We start from the raw sequence: 25,545 nt of genomic DNA, 5'->3' as shown, positions 1-25,545 counted from the left end.
CTCCGCATTATGTGCCAATTCCTGTTTGCAACTCTGGCCGACTCGCGGCCAGAGTGGCGAACGGGTTCCAGGCCTGTCATCCTGACGGCGGAAATGGCGTTACGCGGTTGCTCAGAATGAGCGAGAAGAGTCTCGGCGTGCATGATGACGGTGGCTTGCAGGGTGCGGCGCGCACCGCGGCAAGCCGGCTGCTTTCGGCAACGGATATCTGGTCGAGTGCACCCTCGCCGCCTCCCTCGCCCGAACCTGCTCCCGTTTCACCGCCGTCGCCGCCGCCCGATCCCGTCGTGCATATTGCGGCCCCGATCGAGGTCGTGGTCGCGACCGCCCCTGTCACGCGCGAGCGGTCGCCCTCCCGACAATGGCCGCCGCAAAAACTGTCGCTGGCCCTCCAGGGCGGCGGGACCTTTGCCGCCTTCACCTGGGGCGTGCTGGAGCGGCTCCTGGAAGAGCCCGCCATCGAGATCGACACCGTCAGCGGTGCCAGCGCGGGCGCCGTCAACGCGCTTCTGCTCGCCTGCGGCCTGGCCGAGGGCGGACGCGAGGCCGCCCGCGCCCGGCTGAACCGGTTCTGGGTCCGGCTGATGCACGAGGCCTCGTTCCGCTCGCTGATGCTGGTCGGCGGATTTTCGCCGGCGGGAAGCTCGGTGGCATTCGGGCCGACGCTGCGCTCGGGCCAGTTCGATCCGTTCGATCTCGACCCGCTGCGCCAGGCCCTGTCGCGCGACATCGATTTTGCGGCACTCCGCGGCGCGAAGTGCCCAAGGCTGCTGATCGCGGCGACACGGATCCGCGACGGGCAGCAGCGGATTTTTCGTAACGATACGATCACCGCCGATGTCGCGCTGGCCTCGACCTGCCCGCCTTTGGTTCACTGCGCCGTCGAGATCGACGGCGAGGCCTATTGGGACGGCGGCCTTGGCGGCAATCCACCGCTGCTGCAGCTGGCGCAGGAAACCACAACGTCTGACGTCCTGATCGTCCAGGTCACACCGGCGCGCGACAGCTATGTGCCGATCACGCTGGCCGCCATCGACCGCCGGCTCGACCAGATCGCGGCCAACGCCGTCCTCAATGCCGAGATCGCGGCTGTCGAGTGGGCAGCATCGCATGCCGCCGCCGAACTGCGGCTGTCCAGGATCGCGGCGGAGGATTCGGTCGACGGCCTGGCGCAGCGCTCATCGACAGACCTCGGCCGCGGCTTCATCCGCCTGCTGCACAGGAGCGGCCGCGAGGCCGCCGAGCGCTGGCTCGGGCAAGGTGCCAATGCCAACGCAGCGCCGCCTGCACCCGGCAAGCGCATCGTTTCCACCGAACCCGCGCTAGCCTGATTTCGCCAGCGCCTCCTCGAGGAACCACGCCGCCGCGAGCGCGAGCGCGTCATTGCCGAAGCGCGCGATCACCTGCACGCCGATCGGCAGGCCGCCGACCTTCAAGACCGGCACGTTGACGCAAGGATTGCCCATCAGCGTCCAGAGCCGGTTGTAGCGGGGGTCGCCGGTGGAGGCGAGCTCCTTGGCGGGCGGCGTGCCTGGCGCCGAATAGGTCAAGAGCACGTCGACGCCCTCGAACAATTCGCCAAGCTCGCGGCGGCCGCGGCGGCTGATCCGGCGCGCCTCGTCATAGTCCTTCGGCGTCAAACCGACCGTCGCGTCGAGGCTGGCGCGCAGCATCGGCGCGATCTCGTCGTGATGCTCGGAAAATTCCCAGGCGAGTGCGCGATGCGCCTCGAAATCCTGGATGACCGGGTGGATGCGCCAGGCCTCCTGCACGGACTGCGGCAAGTCGATGGTCTGAACGCTGGCGCCGGCGCGTTCAGCCGCCTTGATCGCGGCTTGCAGCCCCTCTTCGGCGGCGGGCTCGACGGCGCCGGCGAACTCCTGCCTGACCACGCCGATGCGCGGCGACCTGGCTGCGACAATGCCGGAAAATTCGCTGCGACCGGTCATCGCCGACAGTCCGCGCGCGAGATCCTCCGCACGGGCCCCGAACAGGCCGACGGTGTCGAGCGCCCACGAATAGCATTTGACGCCGACGGTCGGCAGCATCCGGAACGACGGCTTGATCGCGGCGGCGCCGCAATAGGCCGCCGGACGGATCACCGAGCCGCCGGTCTGGGTGCCCAGCGCCAGCGGAATCATGCCGGCGCCAACCGCCGCCGCCGAGCCCGAGGACGAGCCGCCCGGCGTATGGCCGAGATTGTGCGGATTGAGCGTCGGGGTCGGATCGCGCGAGGCGAACGCGGTCGTCGTGGTCTTGCCGATGATGGTGGCGCCGGCCCGCTTCAGCATCATCACGACCGGCGCGTCGCTGCGCGGCTGCCAGCCGCGATAGATCTGCGAGCCCATCTCGGTCGGCATATTGGCGGTGTCGATGATGTCCTTGATGCCGACCGCGATGCCGCGCAGCGGGCCGGAGGCTTGCGCCTTCGCGGATTTGTCGTGCCTGACGAAGGCGTGAACGTCCTTCTCTTTGGCCTCGATCGCCGCATGCGACTGGGCGATGGCGGCATCGGGCGAAAGCTCGCCCGCTTCGATGCGGCGCTGGAGATCGGCGAGTGAGATCATGGCAAGAACCCTTCTTATTGGGATCGCTTTTAGCATTGCGCCGAGGTCGCGCAAGCGCACGGAGCTGCTGCCCACGCCCTCAGGTTGTTCCATGCTGTGCGTGCAAGGAGACGCCGTGGACGCCATCAACCCAAGCGTTGAGCTGACCGAGACTGAGCGGATCGATCGCCTGCGGCTGAGAAATCGGGCCGCCAATGAGCCTAAAGCCCTCGCCGCCAATTTCTACGCCGTTTCCAAGGCTCATCCCGCCAACGTAGTTCTTCATGAAAGGTCGTCGGACCAAAGACGGATCGCGATGGCCGGTCTGATGCACGCGGTTCCAAGGAGCCTGGCTTGATCCAAATCAACGAAGCAAATGACGCAGGGCACGACGCTCTGCGGCAGGTTGCGGCTCTCTGCGCAACCTGTCCCACAATCGTCTGGTCGGCGGGCTGGAGGAATGCGCTTCTAACCGTGAAAGGACAAGTAACATGTCACGTCGAGCGATCTTCTCGTTGGCCGCGTCGGTCATCATCGGCATCGGGTGCGTTGCTATGGTTTCAACTGATGCGTTCGCATATCGCGGTGGACGCGTTGGTGTTGGCCGCGCTGGCGTCTATCACGGCGGCGTTTATCGCGGCGGTGTTTACCGTGGCGCAGCGGTACGCCGTGGAGTGGCGGTAGGCGTCGGTGCTGCTGCCGTCGGTGCCGCTGCCTACGGAGCTTACGGAGCTTATGGAACGCAGCGCTGCGGATACTATCCCTACGGACCTTGCTACTAGAAACTGTCGGAGAGCCTGCTCTCGCCGAATGCAGATCAGGGACGTACGCGGGTCAGCCTTGAGGAAGGCGGCAGCGCGCTACCCCATTCCTCCTCGCGCAAGCGCACGGAGCTGTTGCCCACGCCCTCAGGTTGTTCCATGTTACGCCTGCAAGGAGGCACCGTGGACGCCATCAATCCGAGCGTGGAGCTGAGCGAGACCGAGCGGGTCGACCGCCTGCGGCTGATCCGCTCCGACAATGTCGGGCCGCGCACCTTCCGCTCGCTGGTCGATCATTACGGCAACGCGCGCGCTGCCCTGGAGCGGCTGCCGGATCTCGCACGTCGCGGCGGCGCGGCGCGATCGGGGCGCATCTGTAGTGCGGATGAGGCAAAGGCCGAGCTCGCCGCAAGCCGCAAATTCGGCATCGCCTGGCTCGCGCCCGGCGAGGACGGCTATCCGGCGCGGCTGGCGACGCTCGACGACGCGCCGCCGCTGCTCGCCGTGCGCGGCGACACGAAAACCTTGATGCGGCCGATGATCGCGATCGTCGGCTCGCGCAACGCCTCCGGCGCCGGGCTGAAATTTGCCGGTCAGCTCGCGCGTGAGCTTGGCGAGGCCGGCTTCATCATCATCTCGGGCCTCGCCCGCGGCGTCGACCAGGCCGCGCACCGCGCCAGCGTCGAGAGCGGCACGATCGCGGTGCTCGCCGGCGGCCATGATTGCATCTATCCGCCCGAGCATGGCGATCTGCTCGCATCAATCCTCGACCAGGGCGGCTCCGCGATCTCCGAGATGCCGCTCGGCCATGAGCCGCGCGCCCGCGATTTCCCCCGCCGCAACCGGTTGATCTCGGGCGCCTCGCTCGGCGTGGTCGTGGTGGAGGCGGCGCACCGCTCGGGCTCCCTGATCACCGCGCGCATGGCCGCCGAACAGGGCCGCGAGGTGTTCGCAGTCCCCGGCTCGCCGCTCGATCCCCGCGCCGCCGGCACCAATGAACTGATCAAGCAGGGCGCAACGCTGGTCACCGAAGCCGCCGACATCGTCAACGCTGTCGCACCGATCATGGAGCGGCCGCTGATGCGCTCCGCAGGCGAGCCCGACAGCGAACCATTCGAGAGCGACCCGCAAGGACACGACCGCGATCAGATCACCAGCCTACTCGGCCCGGCGCCGATCTCGATCGACGACCTCGTGCGGATGTCCGGCGCTTCGCCCGCGATCGTGCGCACGGTGCTGCTGGAGCTCGAGCTCGCCGGCCGGCTCGAGCGTCACGGCGGCGGGCTCGTTTCTCTTCTCTAGGTGTCGTTGCGCTCGTCGAACCTTGTCCGCGCCGCCGCGATTTGCTCCTGGTGCTCCTTCGCCCATAGCCCAAGCGCCATCACCGGCTGCTGGAGCCCGCGGCCAAGATCGGTCAGCTCATAGTCCACGCGCGGCGGAATGGTCGGGAAGATGGTGCGCGTGACCAGGCCGTCGCGCTCCAGCCCGCGCAGCGTCAGGGTCAGCATGCGCTGCGAGATGCCGTTGATCATCCGCTTCAGTTCATTGAAGCGCTTGGGCCCGTCGCTCAGCATCATGATGACGAACACGCTCCATTTGTCTCCAACCCGCGCCAGGATCGAGGCGACCCCGCGGCAGTCAGCGTGGTCGCGATCCGGCATCTGGGGCGCAGGAAAATCGGTGTGTGCAGGTCTCAAGGATGTGCCCATGGCTCAAAAAAGTGCGTTCTTGCGGGGATTTGGACAGTCACTCATGTAGTGCGGGTTACAAATCTATACCATAGGTGACCCCCAATGAAACTGCTCCATATCGACTCCAGCGTGCTCGGCCCCCACTCCGTCTCCAGACAGGTTTCCGCCGCCATCGTCGACCGTCTCCGGCAGGCGACGCCGGCGCTTGACGTCGTCTACCGCGACCTGACCCAGACCCCGCTCGCCCATCTCTCCGGATCGCACCTTGCGGCCGCGCAAGGCGCGCCCGCGCCGGCCGAGCTTGGACCCGACCTTGCCGCGAGCGCGGCCGTGCTCAACGAGTTCCTCGATGCCGACATCGTGGTGCTCGGCGCGCCCATGTACAATTTCACCATTCCGAGCCAGCTCAAGGCCTGGATCGACCGAGTCCTGGTGGCGGGGAAGACCTTCAAATACGACGCCAATGGACCGCAGGGCCTGGCCTCCGGCAAGCGCGTGATCGTGGCGATCTCGCGCGGCGGCTTCTACGGCGTGGAGACGCCATACGCGGCCGGCGAACATCTCGAAACCTATTTGCGCTGGGTGTTTGGCTTCATGGGGATCACCAGCCTCGAATTCATCCCGGCCGACGGCATCCAGGTCGGCGCCGAGCATCGCGAGAAGGCGCTGGCCGGCGCGCTTCAGGCCGCCACCAACTTGCAGGCGGCGTAGCGCTCACGCCAACGACAGCCGCTGCCGCACCCCGGCGGCGGCTGACGGATCGGCCTGTCTAGAACCAGGCGCCCTGAATGCCAAGGATGACGGCGATCAGAGAGATGAACAGGCCGATACCGGAAAAAATGGCCACCCCGATGAACTCGGATGTGTCGGAGCGTTTGGCGGGAACTGCAGTACGTTCGGTGTAAATACGCGGTGCTGAAATCGATGAAAAAATGCGCGCTGCTTTCGGCATGTCGGGCTCCCTGAAATGAGTCTTATGACCCCCTGCCCGTAAAAGTGTCTTGGCAGCGCAAGCGAAGGTTCAACGCCTCACGCAAGGTTCAGAGAATTACATCTCGCCGGGTGTAAAAACCGGCCGGCGCAACCGTGCAGGCTGCGCCGACCGATTCAATTTTCATTTGAATTGATCAGCCGCGATAGATCGGCGCGCCGCTCGGCGAGGCAACCGCGCCGCCATCGACGAAGATCTCCTGGCCCTGCACGTGCGCGGAATCATCCGAGGCGAGGAACAGCACCGTTTTCGCAACGTGATCCGTCTCGCCAATGCGGCCGAGCGGCGTCGTCAGCGCGATCCGCTTCTCGAACGCCTTCTCCGCTTCGGGTGTTGCCGTCGCCGCTCCCCAGATCGGCGTGCGGATCGCGCCGGGCGCAACGACGTTGACGCGGATGCCGCGCGGCGACAGCTCCGATGCCATGATCCGCGCCATTGCCCGCACGCCGGCCTTGGCGGCGCCATAGGCCGAGTAGCCGGGAATGCCGAGCACTGAGATCACCGAACCGCTGAGGATGATCGAGGCGTTGTCGTTGAGGTAGGGCAGCGCCGACTGAACGGTGAAGAATACGCCGGTCAAATTGGTGCTGATGACCTTCTCGAAGGTCTCCAGCGTGGCCGAGCCGAGCGGCGTCCCGCCGGCGATCCCGGCATTGGCGAACACGATGTCGAACTTGCCGAATTTTTCGGCCCCCTTCTTGATCGCGGCTTCGGTCGCGGCAATGTCGGTGGCATCGGCGGCGACCGCCAGCGCGTTCGGGCCGAGTTCCTTCGCGGCAGCTTCCAGCGTCTCCCTGTTGCGCCCGGTGATCACCACCTTGGCGCCCTCGGCCACGAACAGCTTGGCCGTCGCAAGTCCAATGCCGCTATTGCCGCCGGTGATCAGGGCCGTCTTGTTCTTCAGTCTCACGCTCGCCTCCAGTGGTTGCATCATAAAACCATATTGCGATCTAGGGCATTTGGTTTTATGATGCAACCACACAAGCGCGTGATCGGCGCCGAAATCGGGCGAATGCGACAGGACCAGGACAATGGTGAAAAGAACCAGCTTCGAGGGCGATTCCTGCCCGATCGCGCGGTCGCTGGAGGCGATCGGCGACTGGTGGTCGCTGCTGATCATCCGCGAGGCGCTGTTCGGCCTGCGCCGTTTCGGCGAGTTTCAGAACAAGCTCGGCATGGCCAAGAACATCTTGTCGGTGCGGTTGCGATCACTGGTCGACCACGGCATCCTGACGACCGCCCCCGCCTCCGACGGCAGCGCCTATCAGGAATATGTGCTGACGGCGAAGGGCCGCGGCACCTTCCCGATCCTGGTGGCGCTGCGGCAATGGAGCGAGGCGTTCGACGATCACCCAGAGGAGATCGCAACCATCCTGGTCGATCGCGAGAAAGGCCGCCCGGTGAAGAAGCTCGAAATGCGCGCGGAGGACGGCCGCCTGCTCAGCCACGCGGATACGATGGTGAAGCCGCGGCGGGGCCGGAACGCAGGTCGTTCGCAACGTCTCGCTTGATGATGATGCCTGGTCCGACGCGTTTCAGCTCATGCTACCCGGCATGAAGCACCGGACTTTTGGATGACCGTCGAGGTAATGCTTCCACACCATCGTCCATCCGGCGCGATTGGGCTGCTTGACGACGGCGCCATCAGGCACATTCACCCATTCATCATCGATGCGAACGCGATAATTCACGCCGTCGGTGTCCCAATCCGGATCGGAGACGATGTACCCGTCAGCATTGGTGCAGCACTGTCCAAATTCGCTGTGCAGACTCTCGAACCACGACTTGAGAGGCGAACTGGCGTAACGGCCGTCGTCGCGCCCGAGCGCCGGCGCCGCAAGCGCGATCACGGCCGACAGCAGCACCACGCATGTGACCTTGAACATCCTTGTCTCCGCGAGTCATTCGCCGCGAGCATGCGCGCGCAGGCACGCGCCTGAACCAGGTTCAGTCCGCCGGAAAGTGGCAGTGAGATTTACGAGTTGGCCTCGAGCGCGTCGGTCAGTTCGTCGACATAGGGCTTGCTTTCGGTCAGCCCTTCGGCCGCGGCCAGCTCGAAGCCGCGTTTCCTGCCCTCCGCGAGGCCCTGCGCAATCATACGTACGACAATATCTGTTTCGTCGCTTGTTAAGCGCCTCAGGGATGTCCACGACTTCAGGATCTCGCGGGCGCGCCACAGATCCGTCCCGACGAATGGAAGCGGCTTGATCGACATCTCCGCAAACCTCCAACCTCGCGAGGACAAATCTACCACAGCCGCAATTGCTCCAGGCATGCATTTTCAAGCGCTGAAGTGGGATGTTCGCTCGGTGGACCGCATGCCAATGGCCCGTGGAAAACGAACACCGCAGCGCGGACGGCGCCAAGCGCAATGCGGCTCCATCTTGTGGCACGGCAGCGTGGATGCTGCTTCGCCCACCTCACCATTGCTCCGCCGCGCTCGCAATGACGACGTAGTGGGACTTGTACAAAATTTAGACAGCGTCAAAGATGGCTGGACACCCAAAGTGGCACCACCATGCCCCTGCTCGTCATCGTCTATTTTTCCATCACCGGCACCACCGAGAAGCTGGCGCATGCGATGGCGCGCGCGGCGGATGGCATGGCGGACGTCGCGCTCTGTCGCATCACAGGCGACGACATCGTGTCAGGCCGGTTCCAGAATGAGAGCTTACTGGAAACGATTGACGGCGCTAGCGCCGTTGCATTTGGCAGTCCCACCTACATGGGCGGGCCCGCGGCCCAATTCAAAGCTTTTGCGGACGCTTCGAGCGACAGATGGAGCAAGCAAGCCTGGGCCAACAAGATCGCAGCCGGGTTCACCACAGGCGCCTGCGCAAGTGGCGATCAACTCCACACGCTGACCTACTTTACGATCCTGGCCGCTCAGCACGGCATGCTCTGGTGCGGACTCGACATTCCCGGAGGCGAGGATCCGCGCGGCCGTAATCGTTTGGGCAGCCAGCTCGGCCTGGCGACACACCTGGTCGACGGCTCGTTGCCGCAGAGCGACCTCAGCACGGCCGAATATCTCGGCCAGCGATTGGCCAGAATGGCAAACCGTAACGGCTAACCGCACCGTCATTGCGAGCGCAGCGAAGCAATGACGAGGTCAGCGCGCTCCAATCTAACACCCGTCACCCTGAGGTGGCCGCTCCTTTAGCGGCCCTCGAAGGGCGACGGCCCGGCTGCATCAGCGGGCCGCTCATCCTTCGAGGCTCGGCTTGCGATGCATTCGCATCTCAAGCCTCACACCTCAGGATGACGGAACTGTTGGTGAGCCCCACCCTCACGACAGCTTGCGCCTGCTCCGCAGCCGCAGATGCTCATCGGCCTCCAGCTTGGTCATGCCCAAGAGATAATGCAGCACGTCGAGCTTGTGGCGCTCGGCGAGCTTGCGCAGTGCCCCGACCTGCTCGGCGATGAAGGCGACCGCTTCGTCGACGCCGCCCTCTCCCGGTTCCTCGTTGCGCGAGCCTCCCCGCGCGCCCAACGCGGCGCGCGCTCGTTTCTTTCCTGGCTTAGTCACCAGACCCCACCCCGAATCCATGCCCCGAGGGAACATTACGCTGATAGGGATCGCAACTCAAAGGTGGTATTTTGCAACTTTCTCGATATGAAACTTTTCCCATCGGAGCGCCTTTCAACACCCTTCGATTTGACAGCGAGGGTCGCACCACCCATGTTCGGGTCGAAACGGCCGATCCGAATCCTTTCGAATTCGGCCCCATATTTCCCCGTAAGTTACTGGAACTACATGAATATCGTCATTGTGGAGTCGCCGGCGAAAGCCAAGACGATCAACAAATATTTGGGCTCGTCCTATGAGGTTCTGGCCTCGTTCGGCCATGTCCGCGACCTCCCGGCGAAGAACGGTTCCGTCGATCCCGACGCCAATTTCAAGATGATCTGGGAGATCGACCCCAAGGCGGCCGGCCGGCTCAACGATATTGCCAAGTCCCTGAAAGGCGCCGACCGCCTGATTCTCGCCACCGACCCTGATCGCGAGGGCGAGGCCATCTCCTGGCACGTGCTGGAGGTGCTGAAAGAGAAGCGCGCGCTGAAGGACCACAAGATCGAGCGCGTGGTGTTCAACGCCATCACCAAGCAGGCCGTCACGGACGCCATGAAGCATCCGCGCCAGATCGACGGCGCGCTGGTCGACGCCTATATGGCGCGCCGCGCGCTGGACTATCTGGTCGGCTTCACCCTCTCCCCCGTGCTGTGGCGCAAGCTGCCGGGCGCGCGCTCGGCCGGCCGGGTGCAGTCGGTGGCGCTGCGGCTCGTCTGCGACCGCGAGCTCGAGATCGAGAAGTTCGTCGCGCGCGAATACTGGTCGCTGATCGCGACCCTGCTGACGCCGCGCGGCGACGCCTTCGAGGCGCGCCTCGTCGGTGCCGACGGCAAGAAGATCCAGCGTCTCGACATCGGCACCGGCGCGGAAGCCGAGGACTTCAAGAGGGCGCTGGAGGCGGCCGCCTACGCGGTGACCGCGGTCGATGCAAAACCGGCACGGCGCAATCCGCAGGCCCCCTTCACCACCTCGACGCTGCAGCAGGAAGCCAGCCGCAAATACGGCTTTGCGCCGGCGCACACGATGCGCATCGCGCAGCGGCTCTATGAAGGCATCGACATCGGCGGCGAGACCACCGGACTCATTACTTATATGCGTACCGACGGCGTGCAGATCGATCCGTCCGCGATCACCCAGGCGCGCAAGGTGATCGGCGAGGATTACGGCAACGCCTACGTGCCGGACGCCCCCCGCCAATACCAGGCCAAGGCCAAGAACGCCCAGGAGGCGCACGAAGCGATCCGCCCGACCGACCTGTCCCGCCGTCCCGACAGCATGAGCCGCAAGCTCGATGCCGACCAGGCCAGGCTCTATGAACTGATCTGGAAGCGCACCATCGCCAGCCAGATGGAATCCGCCGAGCTCGAACGCACCACCGTCGACATCACCGCGAAAGTCGGCGGCCGGACGCTGGAACTGCGCGCCACCGGCCAGGTCATCAAGTTCGACGGCTTCCTCGCGCTCTATCAGGAAGGCCGCGACGACGAGGAGGACGAGGACTCCCGCCGCCTGCCGGCGATGAGTTCGGGCGACGCGCTGAAGCGGCAGTCGCTCGCCGTCACCCAGCATTTCACCGAGCCGCCGCCGCGCTTCTCGGAAGCGTCGCTGGTCAAGCGCATGGAAGAGCTCGGCATCGGCCGGCCCTCGACCTACGCCTCGATCCTCCAGGTCCTGAAGGACCGCGGCTACGTCAAGCTGGAGAAGAAGCGCCTGCACGGCGAGGACAAGGGCCGCGTCGTGGTCGCGTTCCTGGAGAGCTTCTTCAGCCGCTACGTCGAATACGACTTCACCGCCAACCTGGAAGAGCAGCTCGACCGCATCTCCAACAACGAGATCTCCTGGCAGCAGGTGCTGAAGGATTTCTGGAGCGGCTTCATCGGCGCCGTGGACGAGATCAAGGATCTGCGCGTGGCGCAGGTGCTGGACGTGCTCGACGACATGCTCGGACAGCACATCTATCCGCCCCGCACCGATGGCGGCGACATCAGGCAGTGCCCGAGCTGCGGCAACGGCCGCCTCAATCTCAAGGCCGGCAAGTTCGGCGCCTTCGTCGGCTGCTCGAACTATCCGGAATGCCGCTACACCCGTCAGCTCGCCGCCGACGGCGAGGCCAGCGCCGACCGTTCGCTCGGCCAGGATCCCGAGACCGGCTTCGACGTCTGGGTCAAGGCCGGCCGGTTCGGCCCCTACATCCAGCTCGGCGAGCAGAAGGACTATGCCGAAGGCGAGAAGCCGAAGCGCGCGGGCATCCCGAAAGGCACCTCGCCCGGTGATGTCGAGCTCGAGCTCGCGCTGAAGCTGTTGTCGCTGCCGCGCGAGATCGGCAAGCATCCGGAGACCGGTCAGCCGATCACCGCCGGCCTCGGCCGCTTCGGTCCGTTCGTGAAGCACGAGAAGACCTATGCCAGCCTCGAGGCCGGCGACGAGGTCTTCGACATCGGCCTCAACCGCGCCGTGACGCTGATTGCCGAGAAGGTCGCCAAGGGCCCGAGCCGCCGTTTCGGCGCCGACCCCGGCAAGGCGATCGGCGATCATCCGACGCTCGGCACCGTCACGGTGAAGGGCGGCCGCTATGGTCCCTACGTCACCGCGGGCGGCGTCAACGCGACGATCCCCGCCGAGTTCGAAAAGGACGCGGTCACGCTGGCGCAGGCGATCGCCCTGATCGACGAGCGCGCAGCCAAGGGCGGCGGCAAGCCCAAGAAGACCACCAAGGCAGCGAAGCCGGCCAAGGCCAAAAAGGCTGCGGAGAAGGCTGCCGACGGCGATGACGCCGCGCCAAAGCCCAAGAAACCGGCCGCGAAGAAAGCCGCGGCCAAAACCAAATCCGAATCCACCAGCAAGGCGCGCGCAGCCGTGTCGTCGACGGCCAAGACGTCGCCGACCAAGGCCTCCGCCGCCAAAGCTCCGGCCAAGAAAAGTGCCGGCACGACTTAGAGGTTAAGTGAAACGCAAGCATGACCGTGGCTTTCCCGACCGGGACGCCATCGTCGCCTTCATCAAGGCAAACCACGGAAAGGTCGGGACCCGCGAGATCGCGCGCGAGTTCGGCCTGAAGAACGCCGATCGCGTCGAGCTCAAGCGCATGCTGCGCGAGCTCGCCGACGACGGCCTCGTCAAGAAAAAACGCCACACCATTTCAGAACCCGACAGCCTGCCGCCGACGCTGGTCGCCGACATCACCGGCCGCGACGCTGACGGCGAGCTGATCGCCTCCCCCACCGAATGGGACGAGGTCGAAAGCGGCGAACCGCCAAAGATCCTCATCGCCATGGCGCGCCGGCCCAAGCCCGGCACCGCGGCCGGCGTAGGCGATCGCGCCCTGCTGCGCGTCGAGCGCTCGGATGAGAGCGAAGGTCCGGCCTATCGCGGCCACATCATCAAGGTCTTCGACAAGACCAAGAGCCGCATCCTCGGCGTGTTCCGCAGCCTGCCCGAAGGCGGCGGGCGGCTCGTCCCCGTCGACAAGAAGTCCGCCGACCGCGAGCTGAACATCGCCGCGGCCGAGACGCACGGCGCGCAGGACGGCGATCTCGTCAGCGTCGACATCGTCCGCTCGCGCGCCTTTGGGCTGGCGTCAGGCCGGGTCAAGGAGAAGCTCGGCTCGGTCAAGTCGGAGAAGGCGATCAGCCTGATCGCGATCTACGCCCATGACATCCCCCTGCAATTCCGTCCCGCGGCAGAGCGTGAAGCCGAAGCGGCGGAGCCGGCGAACCTGAAGGGGCGCGAGGATTGGCGCGACGTCCCGCTCGTCACCATCGATCCGCCGGACGCGAAGGATCATGACGACGCGGTGCATGCGCAGCCGGATTCCGATCCGAACAACAAGGGCGGCTTCATCGTCGACGTCGCCATCGCCGATGTCAGCTTCTATGTGCGGCCGGGCACCGCGCTCGACCGCGATGCGCTCGATCGCGGCAACTCGGTCTATTTCCCCGACCGCGTCGTGCCGATGCTGCCCGAGCGCATCTCCAACAATCTCTGCTCGCTGGTGCCGGGCGAGCCGCGCGGCGCGCTCGCCGTGCGGATGGTGATCGGCCCGGACGGGCGCAAGCGCTCCCACACCTTCCATCGCATCCTGATGCGCTCGGCCGCCAAGCTGAACTACGCGCAGGCGCAGGCCGCGATCGATGGCCGGCCGGACGACACCACCGGCCCCCTGCTCGACCCGATCCTGAGGCCGCTCTATGCCGCCTATGCCTGCGTCAAGCGCGCCCGCGACGAGCGCGATCCGCTCAATCTCGATCTGCCCGAGCGCAAGATCCTGCTGAAGAGCGACGGCACGGTCGATCGCGTCATCGTCCCCGACAGGCTCGATGCGCACAGGCTGATCGAAGAGTTCATGATCCTCGCCAACGTTGCGGCGGCGGAGATGCTCGAGAAGAAGTCGCTGCCGCTGATCTACCGCGTGCATGACGAGCCGACCCTGGAGAAGGTCCACGCGCTCTCGGAATTTTTGAAGACGCTCGACGTCCCCTTCGCGAAATCAGGCGCGCTGCGCCCGGCCCTGTTCAACCGCGTGCTGGCACAGCTCGAAGGCCACGACCACTTCCCGCTGGTGAGCGAGGTCGTGCTGCGCGCCCAGGCGCAGGCGGAATATTCCGCCGAGAATTACGGTCATTTCGGCCTGAACCTGCGCCGCTACGCGCATTTCACCTCGCCGATCCGCCGCTATGCCGACCTCGTCGTGCACCGCGCGCTGGTCCGCGCGCTCGGCCTTGGCGAAGGCGCGCTGCCCGACAGCGAGACGCCGGAAAGCCTCGGTGAGGTCGCGGCCCACATCTCGGTGACCGAGCGGCGCGCGATGAAGGCGGAGCGCGAAACCGTCGACCGGCTGATCGCCCACCATCTCGCCGACCGCATCGGCGCGACCTTCCAGGGCCGCGTCTCCGGCGTCACGCGCGCCGGCCTGTTCGTCAAGCTCGCCGAGACCGGCGCGGACGGCCTGATCCCGATCCGATCCCTTGGCACGGAATATTTCAACTATGACGAGGGCCGCCACGCTTTGGTCGGCACGCGCAGCGGCACCATGCATCAGCTGGGTGACGTCGTCGACGTCCGTCTGATCGAAGCAGCTCCCATCGCCGGTGCGTTGCGCTTCGAGCTGCTGTCGTCGTCCGGCGAGACCGCGCCGCGCGACCGCAGGCAACCGGGTCCGCAACGCCGCCCCTCGTTCAAGGCGCATCCCGGACGCAGTCCGGCGAAGAAGCATAAGCCGGCGAAACAGAAAAAGCCCGGCAAGGGCAAGAAGGCCAAGGGGAAGAATAAGGGCCAAAAGGGCAAGGCCTGGTAGCGATGAGCACGGCTCCAAAAATCTGGACGCGCGAGACCGGTCTTATCGAGAAGCGCGACGTCTGGGCTGCGATGAAGCGCGGCTTTCGCGGCCGCTGCCCACGCTGCGGCGAGGGAAAACTGTTCCGCGCCTTCCTGAAGACGGCGGACAATTGCGCGGTCTGCGGCCTCGATTTCACGCCGCATCGCGCCGACGATCTGCCCGCCTATCTCGTGATCGTCATCGTCGGCCACATCGTGGTGCCGACCATCCTCTGGATCGAGACCAATTACACCACGCCGGTCTGGCTCAGCTTTGCGGCCTATTTGCCCTTCACCTTCGTCGCCTCACTCGCGCTGTTGCAGCCGGTCAAGGGCGCCGTGGTCGGATTGCAATGGGCCCTGCGCATGCACGGCTTTGACGACAACCCTCCGGATGGTATTCCGCCGGTGTAAGCAGAATAAGCAAGAAGCGATTTGGGTGAGGACATGACGGATACGTCGCAGGCAGGTGAGAAGGCCAAGATCCACGAGGGCAAGGAAGCCGACCACCATCCCTATTTCCGCCCGAAGGATGCCGCGACACTGATCCTGGTCGATCGCAGCAGCGCCGTTCCAAAGGTCCTGGTCGGCAAGCGCCACGACAAGGTGGTGTTCATGCCCGGAAAGTTCGTCTTCCCCGGTGGCCGTGTCGACAAGGACGACTATCGGGTCCCCTGTGCTGCGCCGATTACCGCCGAGCTGGAAGCCAATCTCGCCAAGGGCAGCCCGAAGACACCGGCCTCGCGTGCGAAGTCGCTCGCCATTGCCGCGATCCGCGAGGCCTGCGAGGAGACCGGCCTCTGCCTCGGGCGCAAGGCCGAGGGGAAAGCGCCCAGGCTCGACGGCGCCTGGAAGCCGTTTGCCGATGCCGGCCTGCTGCCCGATCCCTCCAGCCTGTTCCTGATCGCGCGCGCCATCACCCCGCCCGGCCGCGTCAAGCGGTTCGACACGCGCTTCTTCACCGCGGATGCCTCCGCGATCACCCACCGCGTCGACGGCGTGATCCATGCCGACGCCGAGCTCGTCGAGCTGGTCTGGGTCGAGCTCGGCTCAAAGCCGCTCGCCGATCTGCATCCGATGACGCGCAACGTGCTCAACGAGCTCGACACGCGTCTTGCCACCGGCCCGCTCCGCCACGACGCGCCGGTGCCGTTCTTCCATTTCTACGGCGGCAAGATGCAGAAGGATATTTTGAGCTGATCCGGCCGCCGATTTCTCCAGGCCTGCTCACGCGATCTGCAAACTCAACGCTGCACCTCTGAAGGCGCGGTCTTCGCCGCCGCCTTGTCCGTGGCCGATCGCCCAATGCCGGGGCCAAACAAGCTGCTCCAACCCTCGCGACGACGCAGAGGTGAAGGACGACCAGCGCGGGGAGCCGTGATGGCGGTAGAGAAGACCGCCGGGGCCCATATCCGGATAGATCGTGACGTGAATATCGAAGCCGTCGCCCGCCGGAAGATCAGGTCCAAACCAATAGGATGGACTGCGCCCCGGCTCACGACCGACGATGGCCGTCAGCGTTTGCTTCGGTCCACGAAGCCCAAGCCAGAACGGCGCGATCGAACCAGGCGCGAAAGCCGTGAAGATCGTCTGGGCTGATGCGACATCGGTCGCGGCGCTTTGCCCCACCAGTCTCATCTCGATCCTCTGTCCGCTCTCCACAAATCCGCTGAACGGCGCTTCGACATTTCCGAGCGGCAGCTCCCTCCACCGGGCGGGATCAGGATCGGGCAGCGGCCATTCCGTCCTCTCCCTGACGACGCCGTCGATATCGAGCACCTGATAACGCAGGCCGTTCTCGTCGAGCGCGGCTTGAACGCAATGCAGATACTCGACGCCTTCCGGCATCCTGTGAGCCGTTCCCGCACCCGCGGTGCAGATCTGCAGGACGCCGCGATGCGCCTGTACGTCGAAGGCGAGGATGTGGCTGCACAAATAGGCAAGCACGTTTTCGTTCACCAGGATGTCCCAGAACGGGCGGGAATATTCGTGGCCGATCTCGCGCTGATACGTCCCCGTAAAGCCGTTGATGGGAAACACCGGGTGATGGCCGAGGACGAGCTTGTATCGGGCGTCGCCATGCTCTCTGAGCGTTGCTTCCAGCCACGCGAGCTCGACATGGCCCTCACCTCCAAGGCCGCTCCAGAGCGTGTTGACGAACACCATCAGAAGGTCGCCGCGCCGCACGAAGTAGGAGAGACCAGCCTGCCCCGGCGGCCCATTGTTCGGCAGGTCAAGCGCCGCGCGAAACGCCGCCTCGCTCATCGCGTCATAGGTCGTATGATTGCCGGTCGTGTGCCAGATCGGGGTGGCCACACGGTCGAGCCATGCCATTTCCGTGTCCAGCCAATGTCGCCACTGCGCGCGCAGAGCGTCCGGATCCGGTGTCAGTCCGATGACTTCATCGCCTGGAAAGAGAATGAATTCAGGCTGCGGTCTCAGGCGTTGAACGACTGCGTTGACCGAGGCGAAGGTCTTCTCGTGCAGTGCGCCCGGAACGCCTGAACAGGAGTCGCCATACAAGAGAAATTGGTGACCCTTGCCGCGCGGCAGAATCGCGGGAATGGAATTATTCGCAGAGTTCATGGCCATCCATTGCGGTGAGCGGCGTTAAGGATGGCAATTTCCGACGTGGGTAGCAACAGGCCGTGGCTGGGCCTTTACACGGTCCGTGGCGCCACCGGCGGTTCCTGCAGGTCAGGATCGTCCGGCTCGGTACCGACATAGTCGCGCGCGGACAGATTGAGGATGCGGCCGATTTCATTCGCCAACTTGTCCGCCTCATCCCGCTTCGTGAAGCTCATCAGGGTAATCGGCTCGGTGCCCTTGCCGCCGCAGAGATTGACGTCATAGGCGGTCAGCTCCGGATCATAGTCCTCGGTGACGCTGATGAAGTGATAGTCGGCGAGATTGTGCGCCGAGCGAACGTTCAGCGGGCCGAACTGCCTGGTGACGACGATCTGGCGCAGCGTCTCGTTGAGCACGACGAAATAGCGAAAGGTGAGCAGGATCAGGCCGGGGATGCCGACGAGCAGCCCGAGGCCCGTGAACACCAGCACCGGCACGAGATCGTCGGCGAGCCGGCCGAATCCGGAAAAATCCTGACGCAGGCCGAGGGCGACGTTCCACAGCAGATAACCGCTTGCCGCCAGCAGTGGCAACGACAGCAGCCGGCCGATCCAGGGCATGGGACGGTCGATGCGGACCATGCCGCCATCCACTGTCATCGCGCCTGCCATTGAACTCTCCCCACGGGGTCATGGCTTGGTCGGAGCGAGCGGCGAATTGGTTCGAGGGCCCACCCCCTCTCCGTCATTCMGGGGCGCGCCACTTGGCGCGAGCCCGGACGCGGCGCCCCGGAATGACGCGAATGTGCTGAGGACGCATCGAAAAACGAAAAAATGTTCCTCCCCTCCCCCAATGGCAGAGTTCCTCCGCGTCCCTATGTCTTTCTCCAACGACACCAGAACGGATTTAGGGCGCGATGGCACAACGGCAACTCAAGCTTGGCGCGTTCATGCGCCCGATCAGCATCCACACCGGCGCCTGGCGCTATCCCGGGGCCTGGCCCGACGCCAATTTCAATTTCGGCCACATCAAGCAGCTGATCCAGAAGCTGGAGGCCGGCAGGTTCGACGCCTTCTTCATGGCCGACCACCTCGCCGTGCTGAACATGCCGGTCAATGCGCTCAAGCGCAGCCACACGGTGACCTCGTTCGAGCCGTTCACGCTGTTGTCGGCGCTCTCCGCGGTCACCGAGCGGATCGGCCTGATCGCGACGGGCTCGACCACTTTTGACGAGCCCTATCATGTGGCGCGCCGCTTTGCCTCGCTCGACCATCTCAGCGGCGGCCGCGCGGGGTGGAATATCGTCACCACCTCGAACCCGGACGCGGCGCTGAATTTCGGCCTCGACGACCACATGGAGCACGCCGAGCGCTATAAGCGCGCCCGCGAGTTCTACGACGTCGTCACCGGCCTGTGGGACTCCTTCGCCGACGACGCCTTCGTGCGCGATGTCGAAGACGGCCTGTTCTTCGAGCCGTCGAAGATGCATGTGCTCGACCACAACGGCAAATATCTGAAGGTGCGCGGCCCTCTCAACATCGCCCGCCCCGTGCAGGGCTGGCCAGTGATCGTGCAGGCCGGCGCCTCCGAGGACGGCAGGCAGCTCGCGGCCGAGACCGCGGAGGCCGTCTTCACCGGCGGCGGCAGTCTTGCCGACAGCCAGAAACTCTATGCCGACATCAAGGGCCGCGTGGAGAAGGTCGGCCGCGATCCCGAGCACCTCAAGATCCTGCCCGGCGCCTTCGTCGTGGTCGGCGACAGCGTCGACGAGGCCAGGGAGAAGCGCGCGCTGCTCGACAGCCGCGTGCATTACGACAGCGCCATCGCCTCGCTGTCCGTCATTCTCGGCACGGACGCGTCGGGCTTCGATCCGGACGGGCCGCTCCCGGAGATCCCCGAGACCAACGCCAGCAAGAGCGGCCGCCAGCGCATGGTCGATCTCGCCGCGCGCGACAAGCTCACCGTGCGCCAGCTCGCCCAGCGCGTCGGCGGCTATGGCGGACTGTCCTTCGTCGGCACGGCCAAGACCATTGCCGACCAGATGGAGGAATGGCTGGTCGGCCGCGGCTCGGACGGCTTCAACATCATGTTCCCGTTCCTGCCGGCCGGCCTCGACGATTTCGTCGACAAGGTGGTCCCGGAGCTCCAGCGCCGCGGGATTTTCCGCAAAGAGTATGAAGGGGCCACTTTGAGGGAGAATCTGGGCCTGCCGCGGCCGAAAAACCGGTTCTTCGAGGCCTGATCGGGCCGATTTGAGTGGTTTTTCAGCCCTAAAACCTTGACATCAGGCGGTTTCTGGCTAGGTTGCCGGCCAACGCGGGCCGTTTGGCCGGCTCCAGATTCCCCAATTTTCTGAGGTTCAGAACATGGCCAAAGCGGTCACCATCAAGGTCAAGCTCGTGTCCTCGGCTGACACCGGCTTCTACTACGTCGCCAAGAAGAATTCGCGCACCATGACCGACAAGCTGGTCAAGAAGAAGTACGATCCGGTCGCGCGCAAGCATGTCGAATTCCGCGAAGCCAAGATCAAGTAAGATCGCGGATACGTTACGGACTTTGACGGGGCCTCACGGCCCCGTTTTTATTTTGTCTTTCGTGTCCGGGACGCGCTGCTGCGCTCTTGCGCTGCTGCGCAAAACCGGGCCCCAGAAAGCAACACAGCACGACGCAGAGACATGGGCCCCGGCTCTGCAGCGCACCGCTCAAGAAGCGCTGCACTGCGACCGGGGCACGAGGCTGAGCCAGGCGTGTGTGCATCTCGAATTGTCGCGTCCGCTATGCGCGCAGAAGACGACGTTGAAGTCGGACGGCTCGATGTCAGCGGTGGGGCCATAAGCGGAAGTCTCGCCTTATGCCAACCGCGCCAGGGGGTACCAAAACGACAACATGACGAGCTTGTGCCAGATTTTGCCGCCGGCTTATCCTTCCCAGGTCCGTAGTATCTTCAATCCGGTCGTGAACGCAGGGCGACTGCATTCACGCGTAGCATGCTGACAAGCGAAGACGAGAGCGAAGCGCGCCTACCGTCACTTGATCTCCCACGCCGTGTTATGCGGGATATCCATCGCGGTATAGCCACCTGGGCCAGCGAGGGCCGGCATCGCTATGCATGCAAATGGCTCGGTCCCAGTTATGCCTTTGTACTTGCCGGTACCGCCGGTGACGATATGCGTGCCGCACTTCATTTCTGGCTGCGACTTGTCGACGTCGCGAGTATCAAACGTCGAGAAAATTTTGTCACCGTCGCTGTCAGCCAGCACGCAAGCTCCGTCAATGTATTTCTTATCGCCTGATGCAACGCTCAGCGCCGCGCAATGTGCCGACATCTTGTCGAACATCTTTTCCCCCTTCATGTTTTGCGTAGTCCCGACAGCTTCCAGGTTGGTGGCGGTGCCAAGACCGGGGATGTCAATGCTCATGATCGGGCGGAAGATGAAATGTGTCACATAGGGCGTTGTCCCCTTCTTTTCCGATGTTTGTGCCCCAGCCGCTCCAGGCACAAGGGCCGCGAGGACTGCGCACACAAGAGCCGTTTCCACTGTTGAGAGTAGGCTTATTTTGAAGCGGGTCATTGGCACCTCCTACCGAGCGGCAGTCTTCAAGCCGCGACGGCCGCTTTTTGCGGAGGCTACTACATGCGTGACACGCGCACAGTTCCGCCCCTTTCCTGTTGCCAGGCAAGAGCGCAGCTTACTTTCTTAGCGAGATGGCCTCGGCCATGGCTGTACATCGTACTGAACGCATGAGCAGCTGGCTTGAGCAAAGAAACATATCGCACAAAGAGTCCGTAAGAAACACCACACCACCGAGGTATTGGTTCCAAAATACCTCCGCAGCATGTGACAGAGACGCGCAGGCTGAATGACCGCTTTGGGTCAAAATGCGAAGAACTCAACCTGAGCAAATTTGGTCTGCCATGCCTCGGTGAGCGGACCTCGGTGAGGTGCGCCGCCACTTCGGTGATGGGGGCCACAAGCGGTCGCTCGGGCCTTGCGGTTATTCGCCAGGTTGGCCAACATAGGCCGCCTGGGAACGTGGATTGTTTGGCCTTCTTAAGTCGCGGCATTAGGGGAAAGTCATGTCGGCCCCTGAACATTGGCAGATGGACGCGAGCGCCCCGGAGCTATACGAGCGCTATCTCGTCCCAGCCATCACTTCCATATGGGCTAGTGATCTCCTCGACCGCATCTCGCCGAGCGGAGGAGAAAGCGTGCTCGACATCGCCTGCGGAACCGGCGTGGTAGCTCGCCTAGCGAGGCAGCGGGGGCACACGGGGCGGCTGGTCGGCATAGACGTCAATAACGCGATGCTCGCAATTGCGCGAGAGAACTCTTCAGAAGTCGAGTGGATCGAGGGTAGCGCGCTCGACCTACCGTTCGATGCAGACAGTTTTGACGTAGTGCTCTGCCAACTCGGGTTGCAATTCTTCCCAGATCGGGCGCTGGCGCTAAAAGAAATGGTGCGCGTGCTCAAGCCCGGAGGCCGCGCTGGGATGAGTGTCTACAGCGCAATCGAGAGAACGCCAGCGGCGCATGCTTTCGTTCAGAGCCTCGAGAAATATCTAGGAAAAGCGGCCTCACGGACCAAACGGTCAGAGCATCTCTCTTGCGATGAGCACGAGGTCGGCGCTTGGGCGAAGCAGGCCGGCTTCGACGTCGTTGATGTGGTCGCCGTCACAAAGCAGATCACGTTCCCCTCGATCTTGGACTATGTCCGCTTTCAGCTTACAGCGACGCCGATGGCTGCGCTGTTGAAGGATAAAGGTGCGTCTGAGCGGGAGCGCATGATCATGTCGATTGCCGATGACGCCGCCTCCCGCCTCGACCTTTCGATGTTGGCGGGTGGCAAGTTGACCTTTCCGCAGCAATCGTTCGTGGTAGCGGCTTCACTCCACTGACGACCGCTTGGGGTCAATCGCGTCACTTTGGCCGGTGCCCTTTCTCTTCCGGCCTACCCCTGTGAACGGCCATTGTCGGACCGCCCCGGCATGTCTCAAACGGGCCAAAGTCAGACATGACAACGGCTTTAGGCGAGCAGTCCGCGTCCTTCATGCCTGCCATGTCGACGGCGAGTCATCGGCGGATATTGTCTCAACCCTCGGTTGCCCAATTCGGAATGTATGTTACCGTGCACTTGCCGGAACGGGATTTCCGTCCCGGATTTGGGAAGGACATGGTCATGAGATTGTCGTCAAGCCTTGTCGTGCCTTCAGCCCTCGCCGTCCTGTCAACTGCCGTGCTGTGCGGCCCGGCAGCGTCGCAAATCCCAACAGGCTCCGCCGCCACGCTTTCGCCCGTCACCGTCGACGCGCCGAAGCAGGTGGCAAGGCCACCTGCGCCGCAGCGGGCGGCAAACACCGGAGCCTCCTCGCGCCGGACTGCGTCAACCGCTCAAACGTCATCGTCAACCGCACGGACGCCTTCGTATGCGCCGGGTTCAGTGATGGGGAGAATTGCCAGCCTGGAGAAAGTCGCCAGCAGCTGCAACGGTGGCTGTGCATCAAGCTTTCCGCACGGCAAGGAGCCCTGGATTGGATGCAGCGAGTCGGGCGGCAATATAAATTATGGACCTTTCTCGCCAACGTGCCGAGACACCATCACCCATACATCCTACGAGAATTGCGTCGAGACGAAGGTGTTCCTGGGCGAGAATCGAAACAGAGCCCACTGGTTTTGCAGCAGCCTGGCCGCAGGCAACAGGTTTAAGGTCGCAGAACTCAAGCGGTCAGGACGTCGCTAATCCCCGTTCCAGTTGATATCGGCCAACGCTTGCCGCAGACCGCCGAGCTTCGCCCGCCGGTCGCTGCAAGCACCTCGAATTCCGCGAAGCCAAGATCAAGCGAGATCGCGGGATACGCTGAAGAACTTTGACGGGGCCCTCGAGGCCCCGTTTCTATTTGATCCGTCATCCCCGCGCGACGGCGAAGCCGTCGTCGCTGGAGGTGCGAACAGCGCGGTGCATTTGCACTGCGCTGAGAGCCTCGAAGGATGAAACGGCCCCGCTGCATCGGCCGGGCCGTCGCCCTTCGAGGGCCGCTGAAGAAGCGGCCACCTCAGGGTGACGGGAAAAGTTTGCGACTCGCGGCAGTCAGGCCGTCCGCAACACCGGTGGCTGCGACGGCCGGATCAGCGCGAACGCGACCTGGATGATGCCGCCGGCGAGGCCGAGCGCAACCCCAATGCGCCACGCCATGGTGTACGATCCGAGTGCGTCGTAGATCACCCCGCCGCCGTAGGCGCCGAGGAAGCTGCCGACCTGGTGGCTCATGAAGGCGAGGCCCTGGATCATGGCCTGCCAGCGCAGGCCGAACATCTCGGCGACGGCGCCCGCCACCAGCGGCCCTACTCCCATCCACAGGAAGCCCATGATCGCGCCGAACAGCAGCGTCGAGAATGGCGTCGCCGGCAGCATGAAGTACCAGGCGAGCGCGAGCGAGCGCAGGATGTAGATGCCCCCTAACAGCGCCAGCTTGTTCCAGCGCTGGCCGGCCCAGCCGAAGAACAGCGAGCCCAGCACGTTGAAGCCGCCGATCATGCCGAGCGTCTGCGCGCTCAGCATCGGGTCGAGGCCGCAGATGGCGAGGTAGGACGGCAGGTGCGTGGTGAGGAACACCAGCTGCATGCCGCAGACGAGATAGGCGCAGGTCATCACCACGAAGGACGCGTTGCCGAACGCCGTCTTCGCCGCGATCGCGGCGGTGGCATCGCCGATGTCGTCGGCCGAAGGCTTCGGCAGCGGAATCTGGTCGACGCGGCCGGCATACCAGGCGGCGGGGATCATCAGCACCGACATCACCACGAAGCCGGCGAGCCCGACGCGCCAGCCAAAACCCTCGTTGAGCATCTGCCCGAGCGGCGCCGACAGCAGCGCGCCGAGCGAGCCGGCGCCGGAGACGATGCCGAGCACGGTCGAGCGCACGGTCTCGGGCACCGCGCGCGCCGCCACCGACATCGCGATCGCGGCCGCGGTGCAGGCCAGCGACGTCCCGATCAGCACGCCGGCGCCGATCATGATGCTGACAAGTCCGTTCGCGGTCGCCATCAGCGCCAGGCCCACGATGTACATCAGCGCGCCGACGATCATGATAGGACGGAAGCCGTAGCGCACGGTCATCGCGCCGGCGAGCGGCTGGAGAAAGCCCCAGGCGAGGTTCTGCACGGCCAGCGCCAGCGTGAAATCAGACACCGAGATGTGAATGTCGTGGGTCAGCGGTTGGAGGAAGATGCCGAGCGACTGTCGCAGCCCCATGCTCAGCGTGAGCATGATGGAGGCACCGATCAGGATGGGAAGCGTCGGACGCAGGACCTGCAACAGGGGCATTTTTCTTCTCCCTCGTGGGCACGGCACGCGCGCCGGCGTCTGCGATTCACGTTGATTTTGGTTACACAGACCTGTGTAACTAGGCTATAGAAGGACTGCACTGTCAAGCGAAGAGGATGTTTGCGGTCGCATGGCTCCCCCGACCAGACCACAGACGATGAAGGAGCGGATCCTCGAGACCGCCGACAAGCTGTTCTATCTGCAAGGCATTCGCGCCATCGGCGTCGATACCATCGCAGCCGAGATCGGCATCTCCAAGCGCACGCTCTACAACCACTTCCCGTCCAAGGACGCGCTGATCGCGGCCTATCTGGCGCGCCGCTTCGTGCAGCCGCGCGCCTCCGACAAACCGCCGGCCGAGCAGATCCTCGCCACCTTCGATTCGCTGGAGCGGCGTTTTGCTGCGAAAGATTTTCGCGGCTGCCCGTTCGTGAACGCGGTCGCCGAGCTCGGGCCAAAGGACCGCGCGGTGAAGAAGATCGCGATCGCCTTCAAGGAAAGCCGCCGCGTCTGGTTTCGCGACCGCCTGAACGAGCTCGGCGTGACCGATGCCGAGGCGCTAGCAACGCAGCTCGTGCTGCTGGTCGACGGCTCCATCGCGCAGGACCTCGTCCGCGACGACCCCGCCATGGCGCGCGCGGCGAAGGAAGCAGCGAAGGTGCTGTTGCGGAACGCCGGGGTGGATGTGGGGGATGGTGCGGTGAAGCCGGTGACGCAAGACAAGCGCAAGCCACACTAACCGATGTCGTCCCGGCGAAGGCCGGGACCCATAACCACGAAA

Annotated in this window: 25 protein-coding genes; 14 read left to right on the top strand and 11 right to left on the bottom strand. The window is 64.5% G+C overall.

Annotated features, from left to right (window positions below; translation table 11 throughout):
- Window positions 1-116 precede the first annotated feature (116 nt).
- On the top strand, window positions 117-1,331 hold the full coding sequence (locus tag ACXJMY_RS28705; RefSeq protein ID WP_456622718.1) for a patatin-like phospholipase family protein: 1,215 nt from the start codon (window positions 117-119) through the stop codon (window positions 1,329-1,331).
- Here ACXJMY_RS28705 and ACXJMY_RS28700 read toward each other — a convergent pair.
- Entirely contained in the window at window positions 1,323-2,567 is a 1,245-nt protein-coding gene (locus tag ACXJMY_RS28700) for an amidase (RefSeq protein ID WP_456622717.1), read from the bottom strand. The genes ACXJMY_RS28705 and ACXJMY_RS28700 overlap by 9 nt on opposite strands.
- Window positions 2,568-2,682: 115 nt before the next feature.
- Between ACXJMY_RS28700 and ACXJMY_RS28695 the strand changes: the two genes are divergently transcribed.
- Both ACXJMY_RS28695 and dprA read left to right on the top strand, forming a co-directional pair.
- Window positions 2,683-2,904, top strand: coding sequence for a hypothetical protein (locus ACXJMY_RS28695; protein WP_456622716.1), 222 nt, complete (start codon window positions 2,683-2,685; stop codon window positions 2,902-2,904).
- Window positions 2,905-3,466: 562 nt separating this feature from the next.
- Window positions 3,467-4,609 (top strand): DNA-processing protein DprA, encoded by a 1,143-nt coding sequence (gene dprA, locus ACXJMY_RS28690; RefSeq protein ID WP_456622715.1) that lies wholly within the window; start codon window positions 3,467-3,469, stop codon window positions 4,607-4,609.
- Here dprA and ACXJMY_RS28685 read toward each other — a convergent pair.
- Window positions 4,606-5,016 (bottom strand): winged helix-turn-helix transcriptional regulator, encoded by a 411-nt coding sequence (locus ACXJMY_RS28685; RefSeq protein WP_456622714.1) that lies wholly within the window; start codon window positions 5,014-5,016, stop codon window positions 4,606-4,608. The genes dprA and ACXJMY_RS28685 overlap by 4 nt on opposite strands.
- An 84-nt stretch (window positions 5,017-5,100) precedes the next feature.
- Between ACXJMY_RS28685 and ACXJMY_RS28680 the strand changes: the two genes are divergently transcribed.
- Complete coding sequence (locus tag ACXJMY_RS28680) at window positions 5,101-5,709, top strand: FMN-dependent NADH-azoreductase (protein ID WP_456622713.1); 609 nt, start codon at window positions 5,101-5,103, stop codon at window positions 5,707-5,709.
- Between the two features lie 58 nt (window positions 5,710-5,767).
- On the opposite strand, the gene ACXJMY_RS28675 is transcribed toward ACXJMY_RS28680, so the two are convergent.
- Together ACXJMY_RS28675 and ACXJMY_RS28670 are read right to left on the bottom strand one after the other, a co-directional pair.
- The gene (locus ACXJMY_RS28675) at window positions 5,768-5,950 is read right to left on the bottom strand and encodes a hypothetical protein (RefSeq protein ID WP_456622712.1); all 183 of its coding nucleotides are present in this window, start codon (window positions 5,948-5,950) and stop codon (window positions 5,768-5,770) included.
- Window positions 5,951-6,125: 175 nt separating this feature from the next.
- Complete coding sequence (locus tag ACXJMY_RS28670) at window positions 6,126-6,899, bottom strand: SDR family oxidoreductase (protein WP_456622711.1); 774 nt, start codon at window positions 6,897-6,899, stop codon at window positions 6,126-6,128.
- 121 nt (window positions 6,900-7,020) lie between these two features.
- Between ACXJMY_RS28670 and ACXJMY_RS28665 the strand changes: the two genes are divergently transcribed.
- The gene (locus tag ACXJMY_RS28665) at window positions 7,021-7,500 is read left to right on the top strand and encodes a winged helix-turn-helix transcriptional regulator (protein ID WP_456622710.1); all 480 of its coding nucleotides are present in this window, start codon (window positions 7,021-7,023) and stop codon (window positions 7,498-7,500) included.
- A 24-nt stretch (window positions 7,501-7,524) separates the two neighbouring features.
- On the opposite strand, the gene ACXJMY_RS28660 is transcribed toward ACXJMY_RS28665, so the two are convergent.
- The gene (locus ACXJMY_RS28660; protein WP_456622709.1) at window positions 7,525-7,875 is read right to left on the bottom strand and encodes a hypothetical protein; all 351 of its coding nucleotides are present in this window, start codon (window positions 7,873-7,875) and stop codon (window positions 7,525-7,527) included.
- 89 nt (window positions 7,876-7,964) lie between these two features.
- Window positions 7,965-8,204, bottom strand: coding sequence for a hypothetical protein (locus ACXJMY_RS28655; RefSeq protein WP_456622708.1), 240 nt, complete (start codon window positions 8,202-8,204; stop codon window positions 7,965-7,967).
- Between the two features lie 303 nt (window positions 8,205-8,507).
- On the opposite strand from ACXJMY_RS28655, the gene ACXJMY_RS28650 reads away from it, so the two are divergent.
- On the top strand, window positions 8,508-9,062 hold the full coding sequence (locus tag ACXJMY_RS28650) for a flavodoxin family protein (protein ID WP_456622707.1): 555 nt from the start codon (window positions 8,508-8,510) through the stop codon (window positions 9,060-9,062).
- 216 nt (window positions 9,063-9,278) lie between these two features.
- Here ACXJMY_RS28650 and ACXJMY_RS28645 read toward each other — a convergent pair whose 3' ends face one another.
- On the bottom strand, window positions 9,279-9,518 hold the full coding sequence (locus ACXJMY_RS28645; protein ID WP_456622706.1) for a hypothetical protein: 240 nt from the start codon (window positions 9,516-9,518) through the stop codon (window positions 9,279-9,281).
- 228 nt (window positions 9,519-9,746) lie between these two features.
- Between ACXJMY_RS28645 and topA the strand changes: the two genes are divergently transcribed.
- Genes topA through ACXJMY_RS28625 form a run of 4 tightly spaced genes read left to right on the top strand, consistent with a single transcriptional unit; the run spans window position 9,747 to window position 16,076 of the window.
- Window positions 9,747-12,500: a type I DNA topoisomerase gene (topA, locus tag ACXJMY_RS28640; RefSeq protein WP_456622705.1), complete on the top strand. Its 2,754-nt coding sequence runs from the start codon at window positions 9,747-9,749 to the stop codon at window positions 12,498-12,500.
- Between the two features lie 7 nt (window positions 12,501-12,507).
- Window positions 12,508-14,856 (top strand): ribonuclease R, encoded by a 2,349-nt coding sequence (gene rnr, locus ACXJMY_RS28635; RefSeq protein WP_456622704.1) that lies wholly within the window; start codon window positions 12,508-12,510, stop codon window positions 14,854-14,856.
- Entirely contained in the window at window positions 14,850-15,290 is a 441-nt protein-coding gene (locus tag ACXJMY_RS28630) for a DUF983 domain-containing protein (protein WP_456622751.1), read from the top strand. The genes rnr and ACXJMY_RS28630 overlap by 7 nt, the downstream gene beginning before the upstream one ends.
- Window positions 15,291-15,323: 33 nt before the next feature.
- Window positions 15,324-16,076, top strand: coding sequence for an NUDIX hydrolase (locus ACXJMY_RS28625; RefSeq protein WP_456622703.1), 753 nt, complete (start codon window positions 15,324-15,326; stop codon window positions 16,074-16,076).
- A gap of 27 nt (window positions 16,077-16,103) precedes the next feature.
- Here the strand turns inward: ACXJMY_RS28625 and ACXJMY_RS28620 are convergent, their stop codons facing one another.
- Window positions 16,104-17,462 carry a metallophosphoesterase family protein gene (locus tag ACXJMY_RS28620; RefSeq protein ID WP_456622702.1) on the bottom strand — a complete coding sequence of 453 codons (1,359 nt, stop codon included), beginning with the start codon at window positions 17,460-17,462 and terminating at the stop codon, window positions 16,104-16,106.
- Window positions 17,463-17,536: 74 nt separating this feature from the next.
- Window positions 17,537-18,115, bottom strand: coding sequence for a hypothetical protein (locus tag ACXJMY_RS28615; RefSeq protein ID WP_456622701.1), 579 nt, complete (start codon window positions 18,113-18,115; stop codon window positions 17,537-17,539).
- Window positions 18,116-18,360: 245 nt separating this feature from the next.
- Between ACXJMY_RS28615 and ACXJMY_RS28610 the strand changes: the two genes are divergently transcribed.
- On the top strand, window positions 18,361-19,686 hold the full coding sequence (locus tag ACXJMY_RS28610; protein WP_456622700.1) for an LLM class flavin-dependent oxidoreductase: 1,326 nt from the start codon (window positions 18,361-18,363) through the stop codon (window positions 19,684-19,686).
- A 124-nt stretch (window positions 19,687-19,810) separates the two neighbouring features.
- Window positions 19,811-19,978: a 50S ribosomal protein L33 gene (gene rpmG, locus ACXJMY_RS28605; protein ID WP_007603295.1), complete on the top strand. Its 168-nt coding sequence runs from the start codon at window positions 19,811-19,813 to the stop codon at window positions 19,976-19,978.
- 492 nt (window positions 19,979-20,470) lie between these two features.
- On the opposite strand, the gene ACXJMY_RS28600 is transcribed toward rpmG, so the two are convergent.
- Window positions 20,471-21,016 carry a hypothetical protein gene (locus ACXJMY_RS28600; RefSeq protein ID WP_456622699.1) on the bottom strand — a complete coding sequence of 182 codons (546 nt, stop codon included), beginning with the start codon at window positions 21,014-21,016 and terminating at the stop codon, window positions 20,471-20,473.
- Between the two features lie 506 nt (window positions 21,017-21,522).
- Here ACXJMY_RS28600 and ACXJMY_RS28595 point away from each other — a divergent pair.
- Complete coding sequence (locus tag ACXJMY_RS28595) at window positions 21,523-22,341, top strand: class I SAM-dependent methyltransferase (protein WP_456622698.1); 819 nt, start codon at window positions 21,523-21,525, stop codon at window positions 22,339-22,341.
- Between the two features lie 1,190 nt (window positions 22,342-23,531).
- On the opposite strand, the gene ACXJMY_RS28590 is transcribed toward ACXJMY_RS28595, so the two are convergent.
- On the bottom strand, window positions 23,532-24,764 hold the full coding sequence (locus tag ACXJMY_RS28590) for an MFS transporter (protein WP_456622697.1): 1,233 nt from the start codon (window positions 24,762-24,764) through the stop codon (window positions 23,532-23,534).
- A 130-nt stretch (window positions 24,765-24,894) separates the two neighbouring features.
- Between ACXJMY_RS28590 and ACXJMY_RS28585 the strand changes: the two genes are divergently transcribed.
- Window positions 24,895-25,503 carry a TetR/AcrR family transcriptional regulator gene (locus tag ACXJMY_RS28585; protein ID WP_456622696.1) on the top strand — a complete coding sequence of 203 codons (609 nt, stop codon included), beginning with the start codon at window positions 24,895-24,897 and terminating at the stop codon, window positions 25,501-25,503.
- Window positions 25,504-25,545 lie beyond the last annotated feature (42 nt).

Source organism: Bradyrhizobium sp. P5_C12 (genome assembly GCF_054049735.1).
The sequence above is the reverse complement of the archived record's forward strand: the minus strand, read 5'-3'. Positions and strand labels throughout refer to the sequence as shown.